Source organism: Rhizobium sp. Root274 (assembly GCF_001429245.1).
Lineage (GTDB): Bacteria > Pseudomonadota > Alphaproteobacteria > Rhizobiales > Rhizobiaceae > Allorhizobium.
Map to the genome: position 1 here is coordinate 150,823 of NZ_LMJE01000009.1, position 25,936 is coordinate 176,758.

General features: G+C 62.3%; 22 protein-coding genes, 1 tRNA gene and 1 riboswitch. Of the genes, 20 read left to right on the plus strand and 3 right to left on the minus strand.

The genetic code is table 11. The features are described from left to right. Nucleotides 1–5: 5 nt before the first annotated feature. The 8 genes from ASE36_RS18410 to cobO all read left to right on the plus strand — a co-directional run bounded on the left by ASE36_RS18410 (nucleotide 6) and on the right by cobO (nucleotide 9,459). A complete protein-coding gene (locus ASE36_RS18410) occupies nucleotides 6–812 on the plus strand; it encodes an ATP12 family chaperone protein (RefSeq protein WP_062283330.1) in 807 nt (268 codons plus the stop codon). Nucleotides 813–871: 59 nt separating this feature from the next. Beyond that, nucleotides 872–1,699, plus strand: a complete 828-nt coding sequence (locus tag ASE36_RS18415; protein WP_062283865.1) for a hypothetical protein — start codon at nucleotides 872–874, stop codon at nucleotides 1,697–1,699. Nucleotides 1,700–1,777: 78 nt separating this feature from the next. Beyond that, nucleotides 1,778–2,146: riboswitch (cobalamin riboswitch) on the plus strand. 201 nt (nucleotides 2,147–2,347) lie between these two features. Then, nucleotides 2,348–2,878, plus strand: coding sequence for a bifunctional adenosylcobinamide kinase/adenosylcobinamide-phosphate guanylyltransferase (cobU, locus tag ASE36_RS18420; RefSeq protein WP_062283334.1), 531 nt, complete (start codon nucleotides 2,348–2,350; stop codon nucleotides 2,876–2,878). Nucleotides 2,879–2,881: 3 nt separating this feature from the next. Next, on the plus strand, nucleotides 2,882–3,958 hold the full coding sequence (gene cobW / locus ASE36_RS18425; RefSeq protein WP_062283338.1) for a cobalamin biosynthesis protein CobW: 1,077 nt from the start codon (nucleotides 2,882–2,884) through the stop codon (nucleotides 3,956–3,958). A 3-nt stretch (nucleotides 3,959–3,961) separates the two neighbouring features. Beyond that, complete coding sequence (cobN, locus tag ASE36_RS18430; protein ID WP_062283341.1) at nucleotides 3,962–7,975, plus strand: cobaltochelatase subunit CobN; 4,014 nt, start codon at nucleotides 3,962–3,964, stop codon at nucleotides 7,973–7,975. After that, complete coding sequence (locus tag ASE36_RS18435; protein WP_082511211.1) at nucleotides 7,968–8,387, plus strand: GFA family protein; 420 nt, start codon at nucleotides 7,968–7,970, stop codon at nucleotides 8,385–8,387. Before cobN ends, ASE36_RS18435 begins: the two co-directional genes overlap by 8 nt. After that, entirely contained in the window at nucleotides 8,384–8,830 is a 447-nt protein-coding gene (locus ASE36_RS18440) for a GNAT family N-acetyltransferase (protein ID WP_062283348.1), read from the plus strand. The genes ASE36_RS18435 and ASE36_RS18440 overlap by 4 nt, the downstream gene beginning before the upstream one ends. Then, nucleotides 8,827–9,459: a cob(I)yrinic acid a,c-diamide adenosyltransferase gene (gene cobO / locus ASE36_RS18445; RefSeq protein ID WP_062283351.1), complete on the plus strand. Its 633-nt coding sequence runs from the start codon at nucleotides 8,827–8,829 to the stop codon at nucleotides 9,457–9,459. The genes ASE36_RS18440 and cobO overlap by 4 nt, the downstream gene beginning before the upstream one ends. Before the next feature lie 3 nt (nucleotides 9,460–9,462). On the opposite strand, the gene ASE36_RS18450 is transcribed toward cobO, so the two are convergent. Further along, complete coding sequence (locus tag ASE36_RS18450) at nucleotides 9,463–10,248, minus strand: TSUP family transporter (protein ID WP_062283355.1); 786 nt, start codon at nucleotides 10,246–10,248, stop codon at nucleotides 9,463–9,465. 345 nt (nucleotides 10,249–10,593) lie between these two features. Between ASE36_RS18450 and ASE36_RS18455 the strand changes: the two genes are divergently transcribed. The 7 genes from ASE36_RS18455 (at nucleotide 10,594) to ASE36_RS18485 (ending at nucleotide 19,646) form a co-directional block, all read left to right on the plus strand. Continuing rightward, nucleotides 10,594–11,952 carry a sirohydrochlorin chelatase gene (locus ASE36_RS18455; RefSeq protein ID WP_062283358.1) on the plus strand — a complete coding sequence of 453 codons (1,359 nt, stop codon included), beginning with the start codon at nucleotides 10,594–10,596 and terminating at the stop codon, nucleotides 11,950–11,952. A gap of 980 nt (nucleotides 11,953–12,932) precedes the next feature. Further along, nucleotides 12,933–13,577: a precorrin-8X methylmutase gene (locus tag ASE36_RS22885; protein ID WP_062283870.1), complete on the plus strand. Its 645-nt coding sequence runs from the start codon at nucleotides 12,933–12,935 to the stop codon at nucleotides 13,575–13,577. Continuing rightward, nucleotides 13,570–14,811: a bifunctional cobalt-precorrin-7 (C(5))-methyltransferase/cobalt-precorrin-6B (C(15))-methyltransferase gene (locus ASE36_RS18465; RefSeq protein ID WP_062283361.1), complete on the plus strand. Its 1,242-nt coding sequence runs from the start codon at nucleotides 13,570–13,572 to the stop codon at nucleotides 14,809–14,811. Before ASE36_RS22885 ends, ASE36_RS18465 begins: the two co-directional genes overlap by 8 nt. Nucleotides 14,812–14,968: 157 nt before the next feature. After that, nucleotides 14,969–15,706, plus strand: coding sequence for a precorrin-2 C(20)-methyltransferase (gene cobI, locus ASE36_RS18470; RefSeq protein ID WP_062283365.1), 738 nt, complete (start codon nucleotides 14,969–14,971; stop codon nucleotides 15,704–15,706). Beyond that, entirely contained in the window at nucleotides 15,706–17,661 is a 1,956-nt protein-coding gene (gene cobJ, locus ASE36_RS18475) for a precorrin-3B C(17)-methyltransferase (RefSeq protein ID WP_062283369.1), read from the plus strand. Before cobI ends, cobJ begins: the two co-directional genes overlap by 1 nt. A gap of 168 nt (nucleotides 17,662–17,829) precedes the next feature. Continuing rightward, a complete protein-coding gene (gene cobM / locus ASE36_RS18480) occupies nucleotides 17,830–18,612 on the plus strand; it encodes a precorrin-4 C(11)-methyltransferase (RefSeq protein WP_062283370.1) in 783 nt (260 codons plus the stop codon). A gap of 68 nt (nucleotides 18,613–18,680) precedes the next feature. Further along, nucleotides 18,681–19,646, plus strand: a complete 966-nt coding sequence (locus ASE36_RS18485; RefSeq protein WP_062283373.1) for a nucleoside hydrolase — start codon at nucleotides 18,681–18,683, stop codon at nucleotides 19,644–19,646. Nucleotides 19,647–19,742: 96 nt separating this feature from the next. Here ASE36_RS18485 and ASE36_RS22305 read toward each other — a convergent pair whose 3' ends face one another. Further along, nucleotides 19,743–19,889: a DUF1127 domain-containing protein gene (locus ASE36_RS22305; protein ID WP_082511230.1), complete on the minus strand. Its 147-nt coding sequence runs from the start codon at nucleotides 19,887–19,889 to the stop codon at nucleotides 19,743–19,745. Nucleotides 19,890–20,462: 573 nt separating this feature from the next. Between ASE36_RS22305 and ASE36_RS18490 the strand changes: the two genes are divergently transcribed. From ASE36_RS18490 to ASE36_RS18510, 5 genes are all read left to right on the plus strand, one after another. Further along, nucleotides 20,463–21,572: a DUF2157 domain-containing protein gene (locus ASE36_RS18490; RefSeq protein ID WP_062283376.1), complete on the plus strand. Its 1,110-nt coding sequence runs from the start codon at nucleotides 20,463–20,465 to the stop codon at nucleotides 21,570–21,572. Then, nucleotides 21,569–22,144, plus strand: a complete 576-nt coding sequence (locus ASE36_RS18495) for a GDYXXLXY domain-containing protein (protein ID WP_062283380.1) — start codon at nucleotides 21,569–21,571, stop codon at nucleotides 22,142–22,144. Before ASE36_RS18490 ends, ASE36_RS18495 begins: the two co-directional genes overlap by 4 nt. A gap of 150 nt (nucleotides 22,145–22,294) precedes the next feature. Then, nucleotides 22,295–22,379 (plus strand) — tRNA-Leu (locus ASE36_RS18500). A 181-nt stretch (nucleotides 22,380–22,560) separates the two neighbouring features. Beyond that, on the plus strand, nucleotides 22,561–24,036 hold the full coding sequence (gene tig / locus ASE36_RS18505) for a trigger factor (protein WP_062283383.1): 1,476 nt from the start codon (nucleotides 22,561–22,563) through the stop codon (nucleotides 24,034–24,036). Nucleotides 24,037–24,141: 105 nt separating this feature from the next. Beyond that, nucleotides 24,142–24,891 (plus strand): MBL fold metallo-hydrolase, encoded by a 750-nt coding sequence (locus ASE36_RS18510; RefSeq protein ID WP_062283873.1) that lies wholly within the window; start codon nucleotides 24,142–24,144, stop codon nucleotides 24,889–24,891. A gap of 11 nt (nucleotides 24,892–24,902) precedes the next feature. On the opposite strand, the gene ASE36_RS18515 is transcribed toward ASE36_RS18510, so the two are convergent. Continuing rightward, on the minus strand, nucleotides 24,903–25,922 hold the full coding sequence (locus ASE36_RS18515) for an LLM class flavin-dependent oxidoreductase (protein ID WP_062283387.1): 1,020 nt from the start codon (nucleotides 25,920–25,922) through the stop codon (nucleotides 24,903–24,905). Nucleotides 25,923–25,936 lie beyond the last annotated feature (14 nt).

The following is a 25,936-nucleotide window of genomic DNA, read 5'->3' on the forward strand; positions in this document are numbered from 1 at the left end:
ACCTCATGCGCGACGAGCTCGACAAGGACATTTTCGGCACCTTTATCCCGGAGCACAGCCACGAGGATCCGGTGCGCCGCGCCCAGATCCAGATGAAACGTCCGCTGCCGAAGCGCTTCTATCAGGAGGCCGCAATTGCGGAAGGGCAGGAGGGTTTCTCAATCCTGCTCGATGGCAAGGCCGTGAAAACGCCGGCAAAGAACACCTTGACCTTGCCGACTCGCGAGGCAGCAGAACTGGTGGTGGCCGAATGGGCAGCCCAGGGCGAGCACATCAACCCCGCCACAATGCCGATCACCAAGCTTGCCAACACGGCAATCGACGCTGTGGCCAACAGCCTCGACGAAGTGTTCGACGAGATCGTGCGTTTTGCGGGCAGTGACCTCCTCTGCTACCGGGCCGATGCCCCGAAAGAACTGATCGAGCGCCAGGCGAAAAACTGGGATCCGGTGCTCGCCTGGGCAGCGACGGCGCATCAGGCACGCTTCATCCTCGTTGAAGGCGTGATGCACCAGGAACAGCCGGCGGCCGCGATTGCAGCCTATGCGAAAGCACTCGAAGCCTATCGTGACGCGTTTCGGATCTCTTGTCTCAACGTCGTCACCACGCTGACCGGTTCGGCCGTGCTCGCGCTCGCCTTTGCAGAGGGCGCGTTCGATCTCGATACCGTCTGGACGCTTGCCCATGTCGACGAGGACTGGACCAGCGAGCATTGGGGCAGCGACGAGGAGGCCGAGGCGCGCCGCGAGTCTCGCTACGCCGAAGTCGCCGCCGCAGCTGCCCTGTTCGCCGCGCTGGATCCGGCAAGTTAACTCGGCACTAACCATAAATGACCGATGCTCTGGCGGACAGAATCACCGCCGGAGTCGTCATGTCAGCTCGCAGTCTGCGCACCGCAATCGCGTTTGGGCTCGTCCTGTGCCTGGCGTCCTGTGCGAGCATCCAGGCCCGCATGTTTCCGAGACCTCTGGTCTATTACGTCCGCAACGTCATGGTCATCGCCGATGCGCGTCTGCCGCTGGACTTGATTGCCGGTGTGGATGCACGGGTCTCTGCCGCCATCGCCGCGACGAGGCCGCCGCAAGGGGCAGAACGGGTCGTGCTGATGGTCAAGATCGACCGTCTCGACCATGGCGAAGGCGCAAGGCGCCGGATGGAGCGCGCCCATTTCACCGTGACAGCCACTTCCGTCGATACGGGTGAGCCCGTCGCCGAGGGGAAATATGTCGTCAACGCCCCGACCGACGATCCCCGCTTTGCCCTTGGCGCACTGGCCGAGGAAATCGCCGCCCGCATCCGGTTCGACTTTTCGCTCGCCCATCCCTTGGTCCGCAGCGTGCCCGCACCGAAGACGCTTTCCACGCGGTTGAAGACGGATCCGGAAATGCCCTCCACGCCGACGCCTCGCGCCACGCCCTTGGTGAGTGGGCGATCCGCTCCCGCCAAACCGGCAGTCGCCGCCGCCCCAGCCGTGCCGACGCCACCCGCAGCCCCGAAACCGGCGCCCGTTGAGATGGCAGCGCCACCGGTTCTGCCGGTTACCACGGTGGAAAAGCCCGCTTATCCGGACCAACCCGCCCTTCCAGTGTCGGAGCCGAAACCCGGCACGACGGTTGAGCAGGGAGCCAGCGGCACCGTTCGCCTCGGTGGCGGCTGCGATCCGACCGTGGCGACCGATTGCCTCACGCCAAAGCCGTAAGTGGCGGGCCATGCGATCGGTCGACGCTGCTCGACCGATCGGTGTCGTCAGCGCGATTGACTTGGCGCATGGCGACGCCTAATCCTTTTCGCGGATGGTTTTCGGTCAGCAGACAGGCTGCCCGAAGAGCAAAAGGGAATGCGAAGGCCTGGACCCAATCAGGGCAGGCCGAACGCAGCCGACCCCGCGACTGTATTGCAGAGAGGGTCTTCCATTCCGCCCGAGGTAATCGATGGCGACGGATCGCGTGGTGCGGTCGGCCGGGGAGTGCTAAGGGTGGAAAAAGCCACTGGAGTGGCGATACGAATAGCCGGGGCAGGACGCCTCTTCGTCTACGAATCGTCCGCCTCTCGTATCGCGCCACACCCCGGGAAGGCGAGGAAGACCCGCTGGCATCCGTGCCACGACCTGCGAGCCAGGAGACCTGCCGTCCGTGACGGGCATCGTGCCCACCTGGGGAGAAATCCCCGTTGCCAACACGGAGGTTGTCTTGGCGACGTTTGAAAAATGCGGGCCTTTGAGGTCCCGCAAAGGGGCTTGGCCGTTTGTGCCGGTGGCCTGGATGACCGCGCCTTTTGCGACAGCGGGTGGTGCATGCCTTGCGCAGTCCAGAGTAGTCACGCCGTTTGCTGTTGGCGGCAGTCACCCATGACGGCACCCCATTCCAGATCCATTCTTGTTCTCGGTGGCGCACGCTCGGGCAAATCGCGATTTGCCGAAGCCATGGCACGCGAGACCGGTCTTCAGCGTTTCTATCTCGCCACCGGCCGCGCCTGGGACGACGAGATGCGGACCCGCATCGCCACGCATAAGGCGGACCGCGCCGAGGACGGCTGGTTAACCCATGAAGAGCCGCTGGACCTGATCGGTGCGCTGAAGACGCTCGACCAGCCAGGGCGGGTCATTCTTGTCGATTGCCTGACGCTCTGGGTCACCAATCTGATGATGGAAGAGGGCCGTGACGTCGACGCTGAGGGCGTAGCGCTCGCAGCGGCACTCTCTCGCCTTCAGACAGCCGTCATCTTCGTTTCCAATGAGGTTGGCCTCGGCATCGTGCCCGAAAATAAGATGGCCCGCGCCTTCCGCGACCATGCCGGCCGCCTCCACCAATTGATTGCCGCCCATGCGGCTGAAGTCTATTTCGTTGCGGCCGGACTGCCGCTGAAAATGAAGGGTTGAACCATGTTGCAGCAGAAGATCCCCGCCACCGTCATCACCGGATTCCTTGGTGCCGGCAAGACCACCATCATCCGCAACATGCTGATGAACGCGGGGGGCAAAAAGATCGCGCTGATCATCAACGAATTCGGCGATCTTGGCGTTGATGGCGACGTGCTGAAAGGTTGCGGCGCCGACAATTGCACCGAGGACGACATCATCGAACTCACCAACGGCTGCATTTGCTGCACCGTCGCTGACGACTTCGTGCCGACCATGCAGAAGCTGCTCGACCGCGACGTGAAGCCGGACCACATCGTCATCGAAACTTCCGGGCTCGCTTTGCCGCAGCCTCTGGTCGCGGCCTTCAACTGGCCCGACATCCGGACCCGCGTGACGGTCGACGGTGTCGTCACCGTGGTCGACAGCGCAGCTGTTGCCGCAGGTCGCTTCGCCGATGACCATGACGCGGTCGCTGCCCAGCGCGCCGAGGACGACAGCGTCGACCACGAGAGCCCGATCGAGGAGCTGTTCGAGGACCAGCTGACCTGCGCCGACCTCATTGTTCTCAACAAGACTGACCTGCTCGATGCTGCCGGCATCGCCGCCGTGCGTGCGGAAGTCACCGGACGCACCAGCCGCAAGCCCTCGATGATCGAGGCAAAGAACGGCGAGGTGCCCTCGCTCGTCCTGCTCGGCATTGGCGCTAGCACCGAAGATGATATCGACAACCGCAAGTCTCATCACGAACTGGAGCACGAGGCGCTGCATGCCTCAGGCGAAGACCACGAGCACCATCACGATCACGACGAATTCGAAAGCTTTGTCCTGAAGCTCGGCGCCATCAAGGATCCCTCTCATTTCATTGACCAGCTGAAGCCGGTCATCACGAAGCACGACATCCTGCGCCTCAAGGGGTTCATCGACGTGCCCGGCAAGCCGATGCGCCTCGTCATCCAAGCGGTCGGCACCCGCATCGACACCTATTTCGACCGTCCCTGGACATCGGGCGAAACGCGCGAGACGCGCATCGTCGTCATCGGCTTGCATGAATGGAATTTCGGCGCTGTCGTCGAGGACGTGCAGGCGGCGGCTGGCTGATCCATGCATCTGCTTCTTGCCCAGAAGGGATCGATCAGTGACGGCGACGAGGCGATTGATCTCGGCCAGACGCCGGGGGACGTGCTGTTCCTCTCGGCGGCCGACACGGAGCTTGCGGCAATTGCCGCAGCCGTAGAGGCGAGGCGCGAGCATAGGCTAAACTGGCGGCTCGCCAGCCTGATGACGCTGAAACATCCGATGTCGGTCGATACCTATATCGAGCGCACGGCACGCCACGCGCGGCTGATCGTGGTCAGGGCGTTGGGTGGGGCGAGCTACTTTCACTATGCGCTGGAGGCCCTGCATGCCTCAGCCCGCCGCAACGGCGCGGCCATCGTCGTGCTGCCCGGTGACGACAAGCCGGACGAGGGACTGCTTCCTTTCCAGGACTGTTCGGACGGTGACCGCCAAGCGCTGTGGTCCTATCTGACCGAAGGCGGAGCTGACAATGCCGAGGCCTTCGTCTCTTATGCCGAGGCCATTCTGGCAGGATACGAGAAGCCGGAACCGGCGCGCCCGCTGCTGAAGGCCGGCATCTGGTGGCCGGGCAGGGGCGTTGTCGGGGTCGAGGAGTGGGAGAGGCTAGCGTTCCTGGCACCCCCCTCTGGCCTGCCGGCCATCTCCCCCACGAGGGGGGAGAGCGGCATCGCGGCTGGCGGCGTGCCTCCTTCTCCCCGTTCAGGGAGAGAAGGTGCCCGAAGGGCGGATGAGGGGCAAGGCTCCGAGCAAGACCAGCCGCTCAGCCTGACCCTCTCCTTGGCTGCGGGGAGAGGGAATGTTACCCCCATCTGCTTCTACCGCGCCCTTGTCCAAAGCGGCGAAACGGCGCCCGTCGAGGCGATGGTCGAAGCCCTCAAAGCTCAGGGTCTGATCCCTCTGCCGGTCTTTGTTTCGAGCCTCAAGGACCAAGTTTCGGTCGATACACTGCGCGCCATCTTCGCGGTTGCACCGCCAGCAGTGGTCATCAACACGACCGGTTTTGCCGTCTCGACGCCGGGGGCCGAGAAACCCTCGACGGTGCTCGATGAAACGGGTGCCGTCGTGCTGCAGGCGATCTTTTCATCTTCGCCGCGCGACACATGGGAAACCTCCAGCCAGGGCCTCAGCGCCCGCGATCTCGCAATGAGCGTCGCATTGCCGGAGGTGGATGGCCGGGTGCTGAGCCGCGCCGTGTCGTTCAAATCAATACCGCGCTTCGATGAACGGGTAGAAGCCAACCTCGTCAGCCACGAGCCCGATCCCGGCCGCATGCGCTTTGTGGCTGAACTCGCGGCGAACTGGGCAAAGCTCCGCGCGACCGAGCCCGCTGATCGCCTTGTCGCACTGGTCATGGCCAACTATCCCAATCGGGACGGACGTCTGGGCAACGGCGTTGGCTTGGATACGCCGGCCGGCACCATTGAAGTGATGCGGGCGATGTGTGGCGCAGGATATGACGTGAGCGATCTGCCTGCGGATGGCGATGCGCTCATGCAGGCATTGATGGCGGGTCCGACGAATGCAGCCCGTGACGGACGCGTAATTCGGGAACGATTTTCTCTGATCGGTTACAGAAGCTTCTTTCAAAGTCTTCCCAAAGACGTTCAACAGCGCGTCACTGCGCGCTGGGGCGCGCCGGAGGCCGACCCCTTCCATCTCGATGGTGCCTTTGCCCTGCCGCTGATGCGCTTCGGCAAGCTCATGATTGGCATCCAGCCGGCCCGTGGCTACAATATCGATCCCAAGGAAACCTACCACTCACCGGATCTCGTGCCGCCGCACGGCTATCTCGCCTTCTACGCGTTTCTGAGGCAGGAATTCGGCGCCCAGGCCATCATCCACATGGGCAAGCATGGCAATCTCGAATGGCTGCCGGGCAAGGCACTGGCGCTGTCGGAAACCTGTTTCCCCGAAGCCGTCTTTGGGCCGCTTCCGCATCTCTATCCCTTCATCATCAACGATCCCGGCGAGGGCACCCAGGCCAAGCGCCGGGCTTCCGCCGTCATCATCGATCACCTCACGCCACCCCTGACACGGGCCGAAAGCTACGGCCCCCTCAAGGACCTGGAGGCACTGGTCGACGAATATTACGAGGCCTCTGGCGGCGATCCACGCCGGCTTGTGTTGCTCAAGAAGCAGATCCTCGAGCTGATCGCCGATATCGGCCTCGATCAGGATGCGGGCATCGCCAAGGGCGAGGCGGAAGATCAGGCGCTGGAGAAGCTCGACGCTTATCTCTGCGACTTGAAGGAAATGCAGATCCGCGATGGGCTGCATATCTTCGGGAAGGCACCAGAGGGAAGATTGCTGACCGATCTCGTCGTCGCGCTGGCGCGGGTGCCTCGTGGTCAGGGCGAGGGTGGTGATGCGAGCCTGCAGCGGGCGATTGCTGGGGATCTCGACTTGCTTTCTCCCCTTGCGGGGGAGAGCGACCCCACTGCCAGCGGCGTGCCCGCTTCTCCCCGCTTGCGGGGAGAAGGTGCCCGGAGGGCCAATGAGGGGCAGATCTTCGATCCCCTCGACTGCGTGATGTCCGCCCCCTGGGCGGGTCCGCAACCCGAAATCCTCGCCGATCTCACCGACGCACCTTGGCGCACGGCGGGCGATACGGTTGAGCGCATCGAACTCCTTGCAGCAAAACTCGTCGCAGGTGACCTCACGTGCCCCAAAGACTGGCCGCAAACCCGCGCCGTGCTTGCCGAAATCGACACCCGGCTGAAGCCCGCTGTCATCTCATCCGGCCCGGCCGAGCTCGAAGGCCTGCTGAAAGGCCTGTCCGGCCAGTTCGTGCCCCCCGGCCCCTCCGGCGCACCGACACGCGGTCGTCCCGACGTATTGCCGACGGGGCGGAACTTCTACTCGGTCGACAGCCGCGCGGTACCCACGCCAGCCGCCTACGAGCTCGGCAAGAAATCGGCCGAGTTGCTGATCCAGCGATATGTTCAGGATCATGGCGAATGGCCGACATCCTTTGGCCTGACGGCTTGGGGAACGTCGAACATGCGCACTGGCGGCGATGACATCGCTCAGGCGCTGGCCTTGATCGGCGTCAAGCCGATCTGGGACATGGCCTCGCGCCGCGTCACCGGTTTCGAGGTGATCCCGATGGCGCTCCTCGGCCGGCCGCGTGTCGACGTGACACTGCGCATCTCCGGCTTCTTTCGCGATGCCTTCCCCGAGCAGATTGGCCTCTTCGACAAGGCCGTTCGCACTGTTGCAGCGCTCGATGAAGACGAAGGCGATAACCCGATTGCGGCGCGCGTGCGGATGGAGACTGCAAAACTGAAAGGCGAGGGGCTGGACGACAAGCAGGCCGCACGCCGCGCCGGTTACCGCGTTTTCGGTTCGAAACCTGGTGCCTATGGGGCTGGTCTGCAGGCACTGATTGACGAAAAGGGCTGGAGCGATCGGGCCGATCTGGCCGAAAGCTATCTCGTCTGGGGCGGCTATGCCTATGGTGCGGGCGAAGAGGGCAAGGCTGAGCGCGGTCTGTTCGAAGAGCGGCTGCGCTCGGTTCAGGCGGTGGTGCAGAACCAGGACAACCGCGAACACGACCTGCTCGACAGTGACGATTACTACCAGTTCGAAGGCGGCATGACGGCAGCGGTCGAGCATGTCGCGGGCATCAGGCCAAAGGTCTATCACAACGACCATTCGCGGCCGGAAAAGCCCGTCATCCGCAGCCTGGAGGAAGAGATCGGCCGTGTTGTGCGCGCCCGCGTGGTCAATCCCAAGTGGATCGAAGGCGTCATGCGCCACGGCTACAAGGGCGCTTTCGAGATCACCGCGACGGTCGACTACATGTTCGCCTTTGCCGCCACCACCGGAGCCGTTCGCGATCACCATTTCGAGGCGGTGTATCAGGCCTTTATCCTCGATGAACGCGTGCGCGATTTCATGGCGGAGAAAAACGCCCCTGCACAGAAGGAGCTTGCCGAACGTTTGATCGAAGCGATCGAGCGCGGCTTGTGGACGCCGAAGAGCAATTCCGCCAAGTTCACGCTCGTTGAACTGGCTGAAGGAGAGCAGCATGTCTGATGCGCAAAATGGAAGACCGATGGCGCTGAGTGGTCACTGCCTGTGCGGCGCGGTGCGGTTCAGCACGCGAGGCCTGATGCGGAGCGCTGGCCATTGCCATTGCGAAAGCTGCCGCCGAGCGACTTCGTCGCCGATCACCACCTTCTTCACCGTGCCTCGGGACGGCACGGAATTGAGCGGCGAAAGCCTGCGCTTCTTTGCGTCGTCCCCCGACGTCCGGCGTGGGTTCTGCGGCACCTGCGGTTCGCCCATGTCCTTCGAGACCGAGCGGCGGCCGGAAGAAATCGATCTCTATGTCGCAAGCCTCGATGCTGGCTTGTCTGTCCCCGTCCGCGAGCACTGGCACTGGGATGAGCGTGTCGACTGGCTTCATGTCCAAGACGACCTGCCGAAAAGCGAGGGCGGGGCGTGAGCGACACCATCGAGATCTTACTCGTTGATGGCGACGACGAGACTGTGGCTCAGGCAGTCGATGCCATGCTCGATGAGGCGGCAGCCGTGCTGGGCCATCCGTTCGAGGGAAAGAAGGTGCAGCTCAGCGCCCGCGATGCGGAAGGAAATCTCGTCGGCGGACTGATCGGTGCCCATCTGCAGCGCTGGTTCTTCGTCAAGCTGCTCGCCGTGTCGCCCGAGGCGAGGGGTGGAGGCATCGGCGCAAACCTGCTCGCCCGAGCAGAACACATGGCGCGAGAGGAGGGGCTGGTCGGGATTTATCTCGACACCTTCGAATTCCAGGCGCCACGCTTTTACCAGCGGCAAGGCTACCGGGAGATTGGCCGCTTGCCGAAGCTCGGCAATGCGCAGCAGCGCATATGGTTTGCAAAAGAATTCAATAATTCCGGGAGTACGACATGACCGAGGAAACTACGAAGACCGCCGAGGCAGATCTTGCCAGGCATGCCGAAAAGATGGCGAAGAAAAAAGCCGCACGCGACAAGATCATGGCGACCAAGACCGGTGAAAAAGGCCTGATCATCGTCCATACCGGCAAGGGCAAGGGCAAGTCCTCGGCCGCCTTCGGCATGATCTTCCGCCATATCGCCCATGGCAAGAAATGCGCTGTCGTGCAGTTCATCAAAGGCGCCATGTCGACAGGAGAGCGCGACCTGATCCTCAAGCATTTCTCTGATCTCTGCGAGTTCCACACCATGGGGGAAGGTTTTACCTGGGAGACCCAGGACAAGGCCCGCGATATCGCCATGGCCAAGGCCGCCTGGGAGAAGGCCAAGGAGCTTATCCGCGATCCCTCGAATTCCATGGTGCTGCTCGATGAGGTCAATATCGCCATCCGATACGACTATATCGATCTCGCCGAGGTGCTGGAGTTTCTGGCGACCGAAAAGCCCCCGATGACCCATGTCGTCCTGACCGGCCGCAACGCCAAGGACGAACTGATCGAACTTGCCGATCTTGTCACAGAGATGGAGCTGGTAAAGCACCCCTTCCGCTCGGGCATCAAGGCCCAGATTGGCGTGGAGTATTGATCCTTAGAACCCGATCCACACCCGGATCGGGTTTGTTGGGTCAGCTAGAAGCTTGATGGCAAGGGCAACGCAGGTGACCACCAGCAGCGGCTTGATGATCCGGGCGCCCTGTCGCATGGCAAAGCGGGAACCGGTCTGCGCGCCGAGGAATTGGCCGACACCCATCAGCAGACCGACCTTCCATAAGACGACGCCGCTTGCCAGGAAAACCAGGAAAGCACCGACATTAGAGCCAAGATTGAGCAGCTTGGTATGGGCGGTCGCCTTCAGCATGCCGAAACCGGCGAGTGAGACGAAGGCGAGCATATAGAAGGAGCCGGTGCCGGGGCCAAACACACCGTCATACAGCCCGATCAGCGGCACGAGAGTTATACCGAAGATGAAGGGCGTTATCCGCTGGTGGCGGTCTTCATCCGAGATATTGGGTTTGAGCGCGAAATAGAGCGCGATCGCAACCAGCAGGAAAGGCATGAGCACTCGCAGCACGTCGCCTGGAACCACCGTGGCGATAAGTGCGCCGATCGCGCCGCCAAGCACCGCCATCGCAGCCATGGGCAACTGCTTCTTCAGATCGACATGGCCGCGACGCGCATAGGCAAGCGTTGCCGATCCCGCCCCGAACATCGACTGCAGCTTATTGGTGCCGAGCGTTTCGAGGGGCGGTATGCCGGCGATCAGCATGGCCGGGATGGTGATCAGCCCGCCGCCGCCCGCAATCGAATCGATGAAGCCGGCGACAAAGGCGGCGACGAACAGGAGCAGCAGGGCTTGGAAAGCGAGATCGACCACTGGGAGACTCGTGTGACGGTGATAAGGGTGCGACCTTGTGAACCAATCACCACGGGCGCGCAAGCACGGCGCTTGGCGCTAGGTCGCAAAGGGGACATTCTGTGAACTGCCGCTTCCGTCACACAAAGCGCCGCAATCCGGTTTGACCGTGGGGTAACGCTTCGATAAAGCTCATGGCAATGTGCGACGGCGCCTGTTCGACAGGCTGGAAATAGTCCGGTGCGGCCGACCCAAACAGGGGGCCAATTCCGGAGCTGTCCCAAAGGCCATGAACCACGCCAGAGCAGGCGAAACGGTTCGGCGCTTCGTACAGGCAGACAAAACGAAGCAGGGAGGCCTTTTGTTATGGCGGAAAAACTCGGGATCATGGTCTGTGGCCACGGCAGCCGCAATCAGAATGCGGCGAAGGAATTTGCCGTTATCGCGGAGGCGCTGCGCGCTCGCAACCCCGACATGCCGGTCGAATATGGCTATCTCGAATTCTGCAACCCGGTGATTTCCGCCGGTCTCGACAGCCTGCGCGAGCAGGGGGTGACCCGCGTGCTGGCCGTGCCGGGCATGCTGTTTGCGGCAGGACATGCCAAGAACGACATTCCCTCGGTCCTGAACACCTACCAGGCGCAGAATCCGCGCATGGTGATCAACTACGGTCGTGAACTTGGCATCGACCTGAAGATGATCCGCGCCGCAGGCGACCGCATCCAGGCAGCTGTCGACGAGGCAAACAAAACCCAGGGTTTTGTCGAGAAGCATGACACGCTGCTGATGGTGGTCGGTCGTGGCTCCTCCGACCCCGACGCCAATTCCAACGCCACCAAGGTCATGCGTATGCTCTGGGAGGGCATGGGCTTTGGCTGGGGCGAAACCTGCTATTCGGGCGTGACCTTTCCACTCGTTGAGCCGGGCCTGACCCACGCCGCCAAGCTCGGCTACAAGCGCATTGTCGTCTTTCCGTACTTCCTCTTCACCGGCGTTCTGGTGAAGCGCATCTACAGCTATACCGACGAAGTTGCAGCGCGTTTCCCGGAGATCCAGTTCGTCAAAGCAAGCTATCTCAATGATCATCCGCTGGTGCTCGAAGCCTTCCAGGATCGGGTGAAGGAAATCCTTGAGGGTGCTGCGGTGATGAACTGCCAGATGTGCAAATACCGCGAACAGGTGCTGGGCTTCGAGGCGGATGTCGGCCAGCGTCAGGAGAGCCACCACCACCATGTCGAAGGCATTGGCGGCGGTTTGGAGAACTGTCCGTGCAAGGGCGATTGCGATGCCTCATGCCGCGATCCCGATTTCTGTCGCGAGCATGGTCTGCCCTGGACACCGGTCCACAGCCATGCCGAGCCGGCACCGCTGAAGCCCGTGCCCGTCGATCCGGCCTTCGACTATGCGCCGTCCTTCACGCTGGGCGGCAAATATGCAGGTCTGAAGGACAAGGCGCCGGATGCTGGTCTACAGGCCGTCATGGACGCGCCGTCCTCCGGCAAGACGGCCCATCACGAGCACGGATCGAACTGTGGCTGCGGCCACCACGATCACGTAGGTCATAATCATCACCATGATCATGGCCACCATCACGATCACAGTCACCACGGCCATAACCACGACCACGATCACAGCCATTCGCATGGCCACGACCACCATCACCACGCGCCTTATCCCCATGCCGACCATCCGCTGGGGCCAAAGTCGATGCAGAAGAAGAAATAATGCCGCTGTTCGATCGCTATCTGATCGTCGACTGGTCCGGGGCCGGGCAACCGGTAATGGGCAAGAACTCGCTCTGGGCGTGCCTCGCCCAGCGTGAGGGCGATCGGTGTGAGATCGACTGGATCGAGAATTTCCCGACGCGTCATGATTTCATGCAGCGGCTCGACGCGGTGGTCGGTGCTGCGATCGCGGAAGGCAAACGCCTGCTTTGCGGATATGATTTCGCTTTCGGCTATCCGGCGGGGACTGCCGAGCGAATGACGGGCAGCGCAGACTGGCGCGCACTCTGGCGGAAGATCGCCGAGGAGATCGAGGATGGAGCCGACAACAGCAACAACCGCTTCGACCTCGCCTCGCGTTGGAATGCCACGCATTTTGCCGGCGAACCGCGCTTCTGGGGACGGCCGCATCAGCATGTGTATGCCGATCTCTCCGACAAGAAGCCCCCCGCGCCGACCAAAGCACCACTTGCATTCCGCAGGTCGGAGCACTTCGCCAAGGGGGCGAAATCCGTCTGGCAGCTGACCTACAACGGTTCCGTCGGCAGTCAGACCTTGCTCGGCATTCGCAGGCTTTCGCGTTTTCTCGACGAAAGCGGCCACGGTGAGCACATCGCCCTTTGGCCGTACGAGACTGGCTTTTCGACAACCTTCGAAAAGCCAGTCGTCTTTGCCGAGATCTACCCCTCGCTCTTCACGGTGACTTCTCAAGACGAGGTGAAGGACCAGGCGCAGGTCCGTAGTGTCGTTGAGGCTTTCGCCCGCTTCGATGCGGATGGGCGGCTGGTGACACTGCTGGATCGTCCGGCGATGCTCACGGATGACGAGGTTGCCGTTTCGATTGCGGAAGAGGGCTGGGTGCTCGGGATTGGGCATCGGGAGCTGGAGTTCGCGGGCCAAGCCCCCCCCCTCTGGCCTGCCGGCCATCTCCCCCACAAGGGGGGAGAGCGGACTGCGGCTAGCGTCGAGACAGACTCTGTCATAAGCGCACCCCTCGACTACATCCGCGACCCCGCTGAAATCTACCGCCAGTCCTTCGCCACCATCCGCGAGGAAGCTGCACTGGACCGCTTCCCGGTCGTTCTGCAGCCGCTCGTAATCCGCCTCATCCATGCCTGTGGCATGGTCGATCTCGCCGATGATGTTAGCTGGTCCGACGGCGCCTTCGAAGCAGGAGCCGCGGCACTGGAAAAGGGCGCGCCCGTTCTTGTTGACGTCGAAATGGTCCGCCACGGCATCATCCGCCGCCTGCTGCCGACCGACAACCAGGTCCTCTGCCTGCTGAACGACGAACGCGTGCGCCCGAAGGCGGAAGAGATTGGCAACACACGCTCCGCCGCCCAGGTCGATCTCTGGGATGAACATCTTGCCGGCGCCGTTGTCGCAGTCGGCAACGCGCCGACAGCGCTCTTCCGCCTCCTGGAGCGCATCGATGCCGGCGCGCCGAAGCCGGCGATCATTCTCGGCTTTCCGGTGGGCTTCGTCGGCGCAGCCGAAAGCAAAGATGAACTGATCGCGCATTCACGCGGCATCCCTTATATCGCTGTGCGCGGGCGCCGCGGTGGCTCGGCCATGGCGTCCGCTGCCGTCAATGCCTTGGCAGGAGGGCTCGGCACCAATGTCTGATCCGCAGCTCACCCCATGGCTCACCATCATCGGCATTGGCGACAACGGGCTGGAAAGCCTCACCCCCGAGGCGCAGGCGGTCGTCTGGCAGGCGGAAACGCTTGTCATTGGTGAACGGCTGGATGCCGTCATCGATGGCTCAAGCCTGCCGGACCTGAAGCGCATCCTCACCTGGGGTGCTGGCTTTCGCGAGACGCTGAGCGAGATCCTGAAGCTTCGCGGCACTCCGGTGACGGTTCTTGCCACTGGCGACCCCATGCATTTCGGCATCGGGGCGACCCTGAGGCGCTATGTGGCGGCGAACGAAATGTTTGTCCTGCCGAGCCCATCGGCCTTTTCTCTGGCCGCTGCCCGTCTAGGCTGGCCGCTGCAATCAGTGACGCAGATCTCGCTGCATGGTCGCCCGCTTGCCTTCCTCAACCGTCACGTCATGCCGCGCGCCCGCATTCTCGCGCTGACGTCGGACGCGCAGACAGTCCAGGCCGCATCCGTAATTCTCTCTGAGCGCGGCTATGGCGATTCGGTTCTTCATGTGCTCGAACATATGGGGAGCCACAAGGAACGCATTCTGCGTTTGACGGCGCTGGAGATGGCGGAAACCTGCCCCGCCATGTCGGACTTCAACACGCTCGCCATCGACTGTGCCCGCGACGGACCGCTGCTGGCGCCGGTGCCCGGCCTGCCGGACGACGCCTTTCGTCACGATGGACAACTGACCAAGCGCGAGATCCGGGCCGCAACGTTGTCTCAATTGGCACCGTTCCCCAACGCCCTGCTTTGGGATGTTGGTGCCGGCTGCGGCTCGATCGCGATCGAATGGATGCGCGCCGGCATGGGCACGAGGGCGATTGCCATCGAGCCGAAGCCCGAGCGGGTGGCAATGATCAGAGAGAATGCCGAAACGCTGGGTGTACCCGATCTTGAAATCGTCGAGGGCGACGCGCCGGCGGCTCTGGCCGGCCTCAAGCGTCCCGATGTGATCTTCATCGGCGGCGGAATCACAGGCGAGGGGCTTTTTGAAGCCTGCTGGGATGCCCTTGGAACCGGCGGCCTGCTGGTTGCCAATGCCGTAACAATCGAGGGCGAGGCGCGTCTGGCTCAACTGCGCGGACTGCATGGGGGCGAACTCGTGCGCATCCAGGTATCGCGCGCGGCCCCGGTCGGGCGTTTCTGCGGCTGGAAGTCGCTGATGACGGTGACCATGTGGACGGTGGTAAAGGGAGAGGGCGCATGAGGTTGAACCGCTACCCCTCGTCCGGCTGCCGCCACCTTCTCCCCGCAGGCGGGGAGAAGGCCGGTGTGGTCGGCGTCTTGCCCTCTTCTCCCCGTTTACGGGGAGAAGGTCCCGGTAGGGGGATGAGGGGCAAAGTGCCAAGCAGGGAGCACCACACATGACCGGTAAACTCTACGGCCTCGGCCTTGGCCCCGGCGATCCGGAACTGTTGACCCTGAAAGCGCATCGCATTCTGACGCAATGCCCCGTCATCGCCTATCCGGCGCCCGATACGGGTCCGAGCTTCGCCCGGCAGATTGCGGCCCCCTATCTGACCGCCGCCCAGCTCGAAGTGCCGATCATCGTGCCGATGCGCGTCGAGCGCTTCCCGGCTCAGGATATCTATACGCAGGCCGCCGAGACGCTGTCGCACCATCTCGACGCCGGTTCCGATGTGGCCGTGCTCTGCGAGGGCGATCCCTTCTTCTATGGCTCCTTCATGTATCTTTTCGAGCGGCTTGCCGACCGGTATCCGACCGAGGTCGTGCCGGGCGTTTCCTCGATGATGGCCGCCGCTGCCGGTCTCGGTCGCCCGCTTGCCGCCCGCAATGATGTGTTGACCGTCTTGCCGGGGCCGTTGTCAGACGCAGAACTCGCGGCCCGCATCGAGGCCTCCGGTGCCGTTGCCATCATCAAGCTCGGCCGGCATTTCGTCCGTATCCGGGCGCTGATCGATACCCTCGGGCTCACCGCACAGGCGGGCTATGCCGAACGGGTGAGCCTCGCCGAACAGAAGCTGGTGCCTTTGGCCGAAGTGCCGGAAGACACTGCGCCCTATTTCTCGATGATCCTGATCTACAAGGGCGAGGAGCGCTGGCATCCGGCACTCGCCAAGACGCTCGGAAGCGGGGTCTGATGGCGGCTGCGTCGAACCTTCCGCACGTGGCCTTGAAGCCTGCTGTGCTCGTTCTAAACGAGACTGCGGCTTCCCTTGGTCGTAGGGTTGCTGCTGCGATCTCCGGCGAGCTTCACGGCGCTGCCGCGCGGGTGAGCGCCGCGGATGTTCGTTTCGTCTCGACGAAAGAGCATGCTCAGACCCTGTTTTCCGCCGGTCGGCCGATCATCGCGGTGATGGCATCCGGTGCACTGATCCGCCTTTTAGCCCCGCTTCTGGCAGACAAGCAGTCCGAGCCGCCGGTTCTCGCCATGGCCGAAGACGGCTCTTCGATCGTGCCGCTGCTCGGCGGCCACCACGGCGCAAATGATCTCGCGCGCCGGATCGCAACCGCCCTTGGCGCCCATGCCGCGATCACGACGGCAGGCGACCTGAAATTCGGGGTGGCGCTCGACCAGCCGCCGGAAGGCTACGTGCTGGCCAATCCCGAACGGGCCAAAGCGGTGATGGCCGAACTTGTGGCGGGTGAGGGCGTGAGGCTCGACCTCCCTTCTCCCCGCTTGCGAGGAGAAGGTGCCCGAAGGGCGGATGAGGGGCCAATCGCACACCAGCAAGACCTGCCCCTCACCCCGACCTTCTCCCCGCCAGCGGGGAAAGGGGGAATTGCCGCCTGGCTCACCCTTTCAAGACTTCCATTTGAACAAGAGGCCCGCGTGACGCTCTCCGTGACCGAAAAACAGAAGACCGCAGGCGAGCTGGAACTCGTCTATCATCCTAAGACGCTGGTGCTCGGCATGGGCTGTGAACGGCATGCGAGCTCGGCCGAGGCGATTGCGCTTGCCGAGGAGGGGCTGGCCAAGGGTGGCTTTGCAAGAGAAAGCCTCGCTGCTGTCTGCTCGATCGATCTCAAGGCGGACGAAACGGCGATCCATGCGGTGGCGGCACATTTCGGCGTGCCGGCACGCTTCTTTACTGCGTCTACCTTGGAAGCCGAAGCGTCGCGCCTGAAGAACCCGTCTGAGGTGGTCTTTGCCGAAGTCGGCTGCCACGGCGTGGCGGAAGGGGCAGCACTTGCGGCTGTCGGCGCGGCGGGCGAACTTGTCGTTGAGAAGATCAAGTCAAAGGGCGCGACGGCGGCCATTGCACGCGCCGGCGACATCGTCGATCCCAAGGCGATCGGCCGTGCCCGTGGCACGCTTTTCGTCGTGGGCATTGGTCCAGGCTCTGATGGCTGGCGTTCGCCCGAAGTGTCCCGCATGGTTGCAGCCTCCACCGATCTCGTCGGTTATTCGCTCTATCTCGATCTGCTGGGCCCGCTGGCAGACGGCAAGACGCGCCATGATTTCGACCTCGGAAAGGAAGAAGCCCGCGTCGTGCATGCCATGGAACTGGCGGGCGAGGGGAAGACGGTGGCGCTGGTCTGCTCGGGCGATGCCGGCATCTACGCCATGGCGACGCTCGTGTTTGAACTCTTCGATAAGGGCGGCATCACTGATGCTGCAAGCCGGATCGAAGTGCAGGTTTCGCCCGGCATTTCCGCACTCCAGGCCGCCGCCGCTCGCATCGGCGCGCCGCTCGGCCACGACTTCTGCACCATCTCGCTTTCGGACCTTCTGACGCCTTGGGAGCATATCCAGCGCCGGGTGAAGGCAGCAGGCGAGGGCGATTTTGTCATCGCCTTCTACAACCCCGTCTCGATGAAGCGCCGCACGCAGCTCGCTTATGCCCGAGATGAGCTGCTGAAATACCGCCCGGGCTCGACCCCCGTTATCCTCGCCACCAACCTCGGCCGTGACGGCGAGACGGTGCGCACGGTGCCGCTCGGGTCGTTGAATGTCGATGATGTCGATATGCTGACTGTCGTGGTGGTCGGATCTTCGGAGAGCCGAACGGTGACAACGGGTGACGGCAAGACCTGGGTCTATACACCGCGAGGTTATTCGGGGAAGGCGGACACGGGGATGAAGGGCGACTGAAAATTCAGGGCGCAGAGCCCCTCATCCGCCCTTCGGGCACCTTCTCTCCGCAGGCGGAGAGAAGGCCGGTCGGCCGGCGTCGTGCCCATTCTCCCCGTTCACGGGGAGAAGGTCCCGGCAGGGGGATGAGGGGCAGCGACTGCCATCAAGTTGAAGAGGAAGTGAAGCATGACCGTCTATTTCATCGGCGCCGGCCCCGGAGCCCCGGATCTCATCACCGTGCGCGGTCTGCGCCTGATCGAGCGCTGCCCCGTCTGCCTCTATGCCGGCTCCCTCGTGCCAGAGGAGATCGTCAAGGCTGCCCCCGAAGACGCCATTGTCAAGGATACGGCGCCGATGCATCTCGATGAGATCGTTGCCGACATGATCGCCGCCCATGAACGCGGCGAGGATGTCGCCCGTGTGCATTCCGGCGACCCGTCCATCTACGGTGCCATCGCCGAGCAGATGCGCAGGCTCGATGCGGCGGGCGTGCCTTATGACGTCGTTCCCGGCGTCCCGGCCTTTGCGGCAACGGCGGCCCGGCTGAAGACGGAGCTAACGCTGCCCGAAATCGCCCAGACGGTGATCGTCACCCGCACCGAAATGAAGGCGTCCTCGATGCCGGAATTCGAGACGCTGGATATTCTCGGCAGGTCGCGCGCGACACTCGCCATCCACCTGTCGATCCGCAATCTCGCTCATATCAGGGATACGCTCACCCCCTACTACGGCGAGGACTGCCCGGTGGTGATCGCCTATCGTTCCACCTGGCCGGACGAGCTCTTCATACGCACCACGCTGAAGGACATGGCGGAAGAAGTGCGCAAGGCAAAAATCACCCGAACGGCGCTCGTCCTCGTCGGCAAGGTCTTCGGCCATGTCGAATTCCGCGACAGCGACCTCTACAATGCCGATTTTTCCCATGTGCTGCGAAATGTGGGGAAGAAGAAGAAGGTGGCCAGCCGCTGATTTCCCCTGTCACGAACCGGCGATAAGCTGCAGCCAAGAAAAATCGACAAGAACCAAGGAAGCCGCGCATGCATAAGGTCATCTTCGATACGGATCCGGGCGTCGACGACGCCATGGCGCTCCTTTTTCTCCACCACCATCCGGAGATTGACCTGCTGGGCATCAACACCGTATTCGGCAATGCGACGATCGAGACCACGACGCGCAATGCGCTGTTCCTGAAGCGGGAGTGGAAGATCGACGCGCCCGTCGCACAGGGTGCCGGCGAAACCTTCCTGCCGCATCGCGTCAGCCACGAGCCGCCTGCCTGGATCCACGGCGACGACGGGCTCGGCAATATCGGTGTGCCGGACGTGCCGGACATGTCTGCCGATCCGCGTCCGGCGCATCGCTTCCTCATCGAGATGATTCGAGCCAATCCGGGCGAAGTGACAGTGGTGGCTGTCGGGCGCATGACCAATCTCGCCAATGCCTTGAAGGAAGATCCCGAGATCGTCGGCCTCGTCAAGGAGATCGTCATCATGGGCGGCGCCTTCGATTGCAACGGCAATGTGACGCCGGCAGCGGAAGCCAATATTCATGGCGACCCGGAAGCAGCCGACATCGTCATGACGGCAAAGTGGCCGGTGGTCGTTGTCGGTCTCGATGTGACGATGAAAACGGTGATGACCCGGTCGCAGCTTGCGGACATCAGAGATGCGGCGGGCTCAAGCCGCGCCCGCCTGCTTTTCGACCTGTCACAGTTCTACATCGATTTTTACGAGGGCCTCGTCGATGACGGCATGGTCGTTCACGACAGCTGCGCCTGCGTCTATGTCGTCGCGCCGGAACTTTTCAAGACCCGCTCCGGCCCGATCCGCGTCGTCTGCGGCGGCATTGCCGACGGCCAGACCATCCAGAAACCGGACGGACGCGGTTTTGGCCCTTCCGAATGGGATGGCGATTTGCCTAGCCAGAAGATCTGCGTCGACATCGATGCCGATGCCGTCCTGAAGCTGATCCACGACGTCATCTCGGCGGTCAAGGAAGACTGACCCGCACAGTGCGCCGTCCGAATACAAAAAACCCGGATCTGCTGCCAGATCCGGGTTTTGTTTTGTGGTCTGTGGCGGGGTATCACGCCGTAGGTATCAGCCGTTGACGGCGTGACGGGCAACGCGACGGATGTCTTCGCGGCCGATGCCGAGGTCACGCAATTCGCGGTCCGACATGCGGCCGAGTTCGGTGATGGTCTGACGATATTTGCGCCAGTTGGTGAGCGAGCGAGCGATGTTCATGGGATCTACCTCTTTGGTGGTTGGACCCATCCGTGGGCCCCTTCGAATTTGTTGAGTTGAATATATGCTGCGTTGCGAAATCATTGAAGACATAATGCAACAGAGCACCCATGCGTCTGGCGCATATCAATCGATTTAACACTTTGTTAATTGATGCTTTTTTGAGCGTTTGCCCGCACGATGGCTTTGCCTCTGACAGAGGCAGTTCACTGTGAATGGGATGAAAGCGCAGCGGCGCGACACGGCAAAAAATAACGCTCACCGGGGGAGGAGGTCCGGTGAGCGTTATTGTTGAGATCGACGACTGGGAGGAGGAGTGTCGCCGATCAATCGATCCCGCATTGGGAGGAGGAGGTGCGGGTCGAAGTTCTGAGCGCCGGAAGCCGCCGCTCTGTTGAGGATGAATATAAGCGCCACTTACAGTCTTGTGCAGTGCGATATTGGCATGGAAGGCATGCGGTTTGCGCATGGGCACAGTGAGCCTCTGACGGAGGCGGTCCCGAACGCCCAAAGGCTTGTGTTTGCCTGCGAGCAATAGCAGATTGGCAGCAAACGGCATGGGGGTGACGGGCGATGTACCGCGGCAGACTGAAAAACGACCTGGAGGACTGGACGAAGCGTGGGCTGCTCGACGCAGCGACAGCAAAAAGGCTTCTCGATGATGTCGATCAAAGAGGAGGCGGCTTCAGTATCGGCACCGTCCTTTCCATGTTCGCCGCCCTGTTGATTGCAGCATCCATCCTCATGCTTGTTGCGGCCAACTGGGAGGCCATCCCTCGTCTGGTGAAGGTGACGGGCATTGTCGGCCTGATCTGGATATTCCATGTGGCAGCGATCGTCGCGCGCATGCGAAGCGCCGACAGGATCGCCGCAGCCTCCCTGGTGCTCGGCGCGGCCGCCTTCGGCGGCGCGATCGCGCTGATCGGCCAACTCTATCACCTCTCGGGGGATACCTTCGCTGCCATGTTCCTTTGGTTCGTGGTCACCGCCGTCTCGGCTGGGCTCTTCCGGTCCGGAGCCTTGGCCGTGGTGGCGGGCGCACTTTCTTTGGTGGCATTCGGTGGCGGCTTCGACAGTTTCGGCTGGGAGGTCGGCGGTCATGGGATCTGGGCCTGGTGGCCGCCTTTTGGCGCATTGGCGATCTTCGGGCTTGCCCACTGGACGGGCGGCTATCGCGCCAAGCATTTCGGTTATCTTCTGTTGCTGTCCTGGGTGTGGTGGGTCGCCATCATCGACAGGGACATCACCTGGTCCTTTTCCATCGCGCTTGCGGCAGGTCTGATCTTCTTCCTGCTTGCCGTCCCGCGCTCGCCGCTGACAGCAATCCATAAAAAGCTCGGGTCCTCCGCGACCTTCTACGCGCTGCTGCTGGCGTTCACCGCATTCTCCTTCGTGCAGGCGCAACTCCTTGATGCGATGTCTATCGCCGTTTTGGGCGTCATCATCCTCGCGCTTGCGATTGCCGCCATCGCGTTCGAAGGTCGTGACAACGGCGCAGTGCGGTTTTTAAGCTATGCGGCATTTGCCGCCGAGGTGCTCTATCTGTCCTATGAGACAATCGACAGCATTCTCGGCACATCTGCCTTCTTCCTGCTTTCGGGTCTCGTCGTGGCGCTGCTGGCCTTCGTCGTCGTCCGCCTCGAAAAGCGCTTTTCCAACCGCACAGCAGAGGTGACCCCATGATCGCCGCCAAGCCATTTGCCGCTGTCGCGCTCCTTGTAGCGGTCGCGCAGACCGCCATTCTGGGCTTCATGATCGAGGGGAGGGCGTCCATCCTGCGTTCTGGCACGGAAGTGCTGCTGAAGACGGCTCCTGTCGACCCGCGTGATCTTCTGCGCGGCGATTATGTCGTCCTGTCCTATGACATCGCGACGGTCCCGGTTTCCCTCTTCAAGGGGCCGAAACCCACGGACGGAAGCTCAGGCAGTGTGGAGGTTCGCATCAAGCCGGGCGTCGACGGATTCTGGACCGTCGCCGAAGCCTCGACCGAGCCGTTGCAGCCGGAGGAGGGTTCGGTGATCCTGCACTCTCAGCCAATCCAGTTTTCCGATTGGCAGTGGGCTGAGGGAAGCAGTCTTTTCCTCTCTTATGGCATCGAGCGCTATTACGTGCCGGAAGGAGAGGGGCGGCCGATCGAGGATGGGCGCAATGAAGGCCGCGTCTCTGTTGCGGTGCGTGTTTCCGACGAGGGCGTCGCACAGATTCGCGCCCTGATGCTCGATGGCGATCCGCTTTACGAGGAACCGCTCTACTGACTGCATTGAAGATCGCGCTGCAATGCCTGTGGAACCGGCCTTCGACCGGCCCATGACGCTGTCATTTTTCCTTTGCGTGGGCAAAAACGGGTGTTATAGAGACGCGCGCTCCGGAGGGGCCATGCGCGAACGCAGCATGCGCTTTTGGACGCGGGTATGGTGAAATTGGTAGACACGCCAGATTTAGGTTCTGGTGCCGCAAGGCGTGGGAGTTCAAGTCTCTCTACCCGCACCAGCTAGGCCGCGCGGGATGGATATGAGACGCAATTGATTGTGGCTCTGACCATCCGGCGCCGTTTTGCTTGGCAGAATGTTTGATTGCGACGCAGCCACGTCCGGATAAATGAATTCCGGCGTCGTGCTCAGTGAAACCACCGGCTGCCAGAGCACGGCCGCCACGACATGAAGGTAAGAACATGCAGGTTATCGAAACGCTCGCTGAAGGGCTGAAGCGCGAAATCAAGGTCGTGATCCCGGCCAAGGACATGGAACAGCAGATGAACGAGCGTCTGGCTGATGTGAAGGACAAGGTCCGGATCAACGGCTTCCGCCCGGGCAAGGTGCCGGTTTCCCACGTCAAGAAGATGTACGGCAAGTCGATCATGGCTGAACTCGTCAACGAGATCATCCGCGACCGTCCGAGCGCGATCCTGTCGGAGCGCGGCGAAAAGTCGGCGACCCAGCCGGAAATCGCCATGACCGAGGATGAGGCAGAAGCCGAAAAGATCCTGAGCGCCCAGGCTGATCTGGAATTCACGCTCTCCTACGAAATCATCCCCGCGATCGAATTGAAGCCGGTTGACGGCATCAAGGTCACCCGCGAAGTGGTCGAGATCTCGGAAGACGAGATCAACGAGCAGATCCTCAAGGTCGCTGAAAGCGCCCGCACCTTCGAGACCAAGAAGGGCAAGGCTGCTGATGGCGACCGCGTCACCATGGATTACCTCGGCAAGGTCGATGGCGTTGCCTTCGACGGTGGCAAGGACGAAGACGCAGAACTCGTCATCGGCTCCAACCGCTTCATCCCCGGCTTCGAAGAGCAGCTGGTCGGCCTGAAGGCTGGTGACGAGAAGGTCATCACCGTGACCTTCCCGGCTGAATACCCGGCTGCGAACCTCGCTGGCAAGGAAGCCACCTTCGACATCACCGTCAAGGAAGTGGCTGCTCCCGCTGCGACCGAAATCAACGATGACCTCGCCACCAAGCTCGGCGTCGAATCGGTCGAGAAGCTGAAGGAAATCGTCCGCGGCCAGATCGAAAGCCAGTACGGCAACGTCACCCGCCAGAAGATCAAGCGCCAGATCCTCGACCAGCTCGACGCGATCTACAAGTTCGAAGCGCCGTCGAAGCTGATCGATGCCGAGTTCGACAACATCTGGCGCCAGATCAACACCGATCTTGCCCAGTCCGGCAAGACTTTTGCTGACGAAGACACGACGGAAGAAGCCGCCCGCGAAGAATACCGCACGCTCGCCGAGCGTCGCGTTCGCCTCGGCCTCGTTCTCTCCGAAATCGGCGAAAAGGCCGGCATCGAAGTGACCGACGAAGAAATGCAGCGTTCGCTCTTCGCCCAGCTGCAGCAGTTCCCGGGCCAGGAAAAGGAAATCCTGGAATTCTTCCGCAAGACGCCTGGTGCCGCCGCTTCGCTGCGCGCTCCGATCTTCGAAGAAAAGGTCATCGACAAGCTGCTGTCTGACGTCACCGTCACCGACAAGACCGTGACCAAGGAAGAATTGCTGGCCGAAGACGCCGAAGAAGGCGACAAGCCGAAGAAGGCCGCTTCGAAGAAGAAGGCTGCTGCCAAGGCTGACGACGCTGCCGAAGGCGAAGAAGCCGCTCCGAAGAAGAAGGCAGCTCCGAAGAAGAAGGCCGCCGAAGGCGACGCCGAGTAAGCTTCGTGCCTTACTGATCTGATTTTGAGAAAGCCGTCCTTCGTGGGCGGCTTTTTCGTATTCTGGCACCGCTTGCCGCCCGTGCCCTTGGACGAGGATATCCCGATGCAGATCCAGCTTATTCGCAGTGCGACCCTCATCGTGGAAATGGCGGGAAAACGGCTGCTGATCGATCCTTGGCTGGCGGAGAAAAGCAAAGGCCGCAGCTATTCTGGCCGGGCGCAATCGCCACTGGTGGATCTGCCCTTACCGGTCGAGGAGATACTGCAAGGCGTGGATGCAGTGTTGATCTCGCATCTGCATTCCGACCACTTCGATGATGTGGCACAGCGGGCGCTGCCGAAAGACATGCCGATCTTCTGCCATCACCGCGACGCCGACGCCATTCGGACGATCGGCTTTGAAGCGGTGCGGGAGATCGGCGAGGGCGTCGCTCTCGGTAAGCTGCACATCCGCACCACCGAGGGCCAGCACGGGCCGCCGGAAGTCCTGGAGGATATGGGCGAGGTCTGCGGGTTCCTGCTGTCGTCGGAGGGAGAGCCCAAGCTCTACTGGGCCGGCGATACGATTCTCTGTTCGGCGGTCGAGGACGTGCTTATGACCGAGCGGCCGGATGTGGTCGTGGTGCATGGCTGCGGCGCCCTTTGGGATGGCAAGGGCCCGCTGGTCATGGATGCCGAGATGGTGCTCGGAACGGCCGGCCTTGCTGGCGGCGCTCAGGTGCTGGTGACACACCTAGATGCGGTCGATCACGCAACGGTGGGCCGCGCCGATTTCCACCGTCTAGCGACAGCCGGCGCCAGGGGCGCCGACCGTATAGTCATTCCCGCCGACGGCGAGAGGCTGAGCTTCTGAACGAGCTGGGATCAGCGCCAGCCAAGGCCTGGCGCGACATGGGTCAGGATTGCTTCGATGACATGCGCATTATAGGCGACACCCAGCTGGTTCGGTACGGTGAGGAGTAGCGTGTCGGCTTCAGCGATTGCCTCGTCGCGCTTCAGCTCATCAATCAACCGGTCCGGTTCGGCGGCATAGGAGCGTCCGAAGATGGCGCGCGTGTTCTCGTCGATGAAGCCGATCGAATCCTCATCCTTGCTCTGGCCGAAATAGGCCCGGTCCATGTCGTTGACGATCGCGAAGATCGAGCGGCTGACGGAAACGCGCGGCGTACGGCTGTGCCCGGCTTCCTTCCAGGCGTCACGATAGGCGCGGATTTGTTTCGCCTGCTGGACATGGAAGGGCTCGCCCGTCTCGTCATCCTTCAAGGTCGAACTCTGCAGGTTCATGCCTTGCTGTGCCGCCCAGATCGCGGTGGCGTTCGAGCCGGATCCCCACCAGATGCGGTCGCGCAGACCTTCCGAATGCGGCTCCAGACGAAGAAGACCCGGCGGATTCGGGAACATCGGACGCGGATTGGGCTTGGCAAATCCCTCGCCCTTCAGCACATCAAGGAACACTTCGGCGTGGCGACGGCCCATGTCGGCATCGCTCTGGCCTTCCTCCGGCTGATAGCCGAAATAGCGCCAGCCCTCGATCACCTGTTCCGGCGAGCCGCGCGAGATGCCAAGTTGCAGACGACCCTTCGAGATGAGGTCCGCCGAGCCGGCATCTTCCGCCATATAGAGCGGGTTCTCATAGCGCATGTCGATGACGCCCGTCCCGATCTCGATCTTCGAGGTGCGCGCGCCGACGGCAGCGAGCAGCGGGAAGGGAGAGGCAAGCTGGCGGGCGAAATGGTGGACGCGGAAATAGGCGCCGTCAGCGCCAAGTTCTTCGGCAGCGATGGCAAGATCGATCGACTGCAGCAGCGTATCCTGCGCTGAGCGTGTGCCGGACTGGGGTGAGGGCGACCAGTGGCCGAAGGAGAGGAAGCCAATTTTCTTCATGATGATTCAAGCCT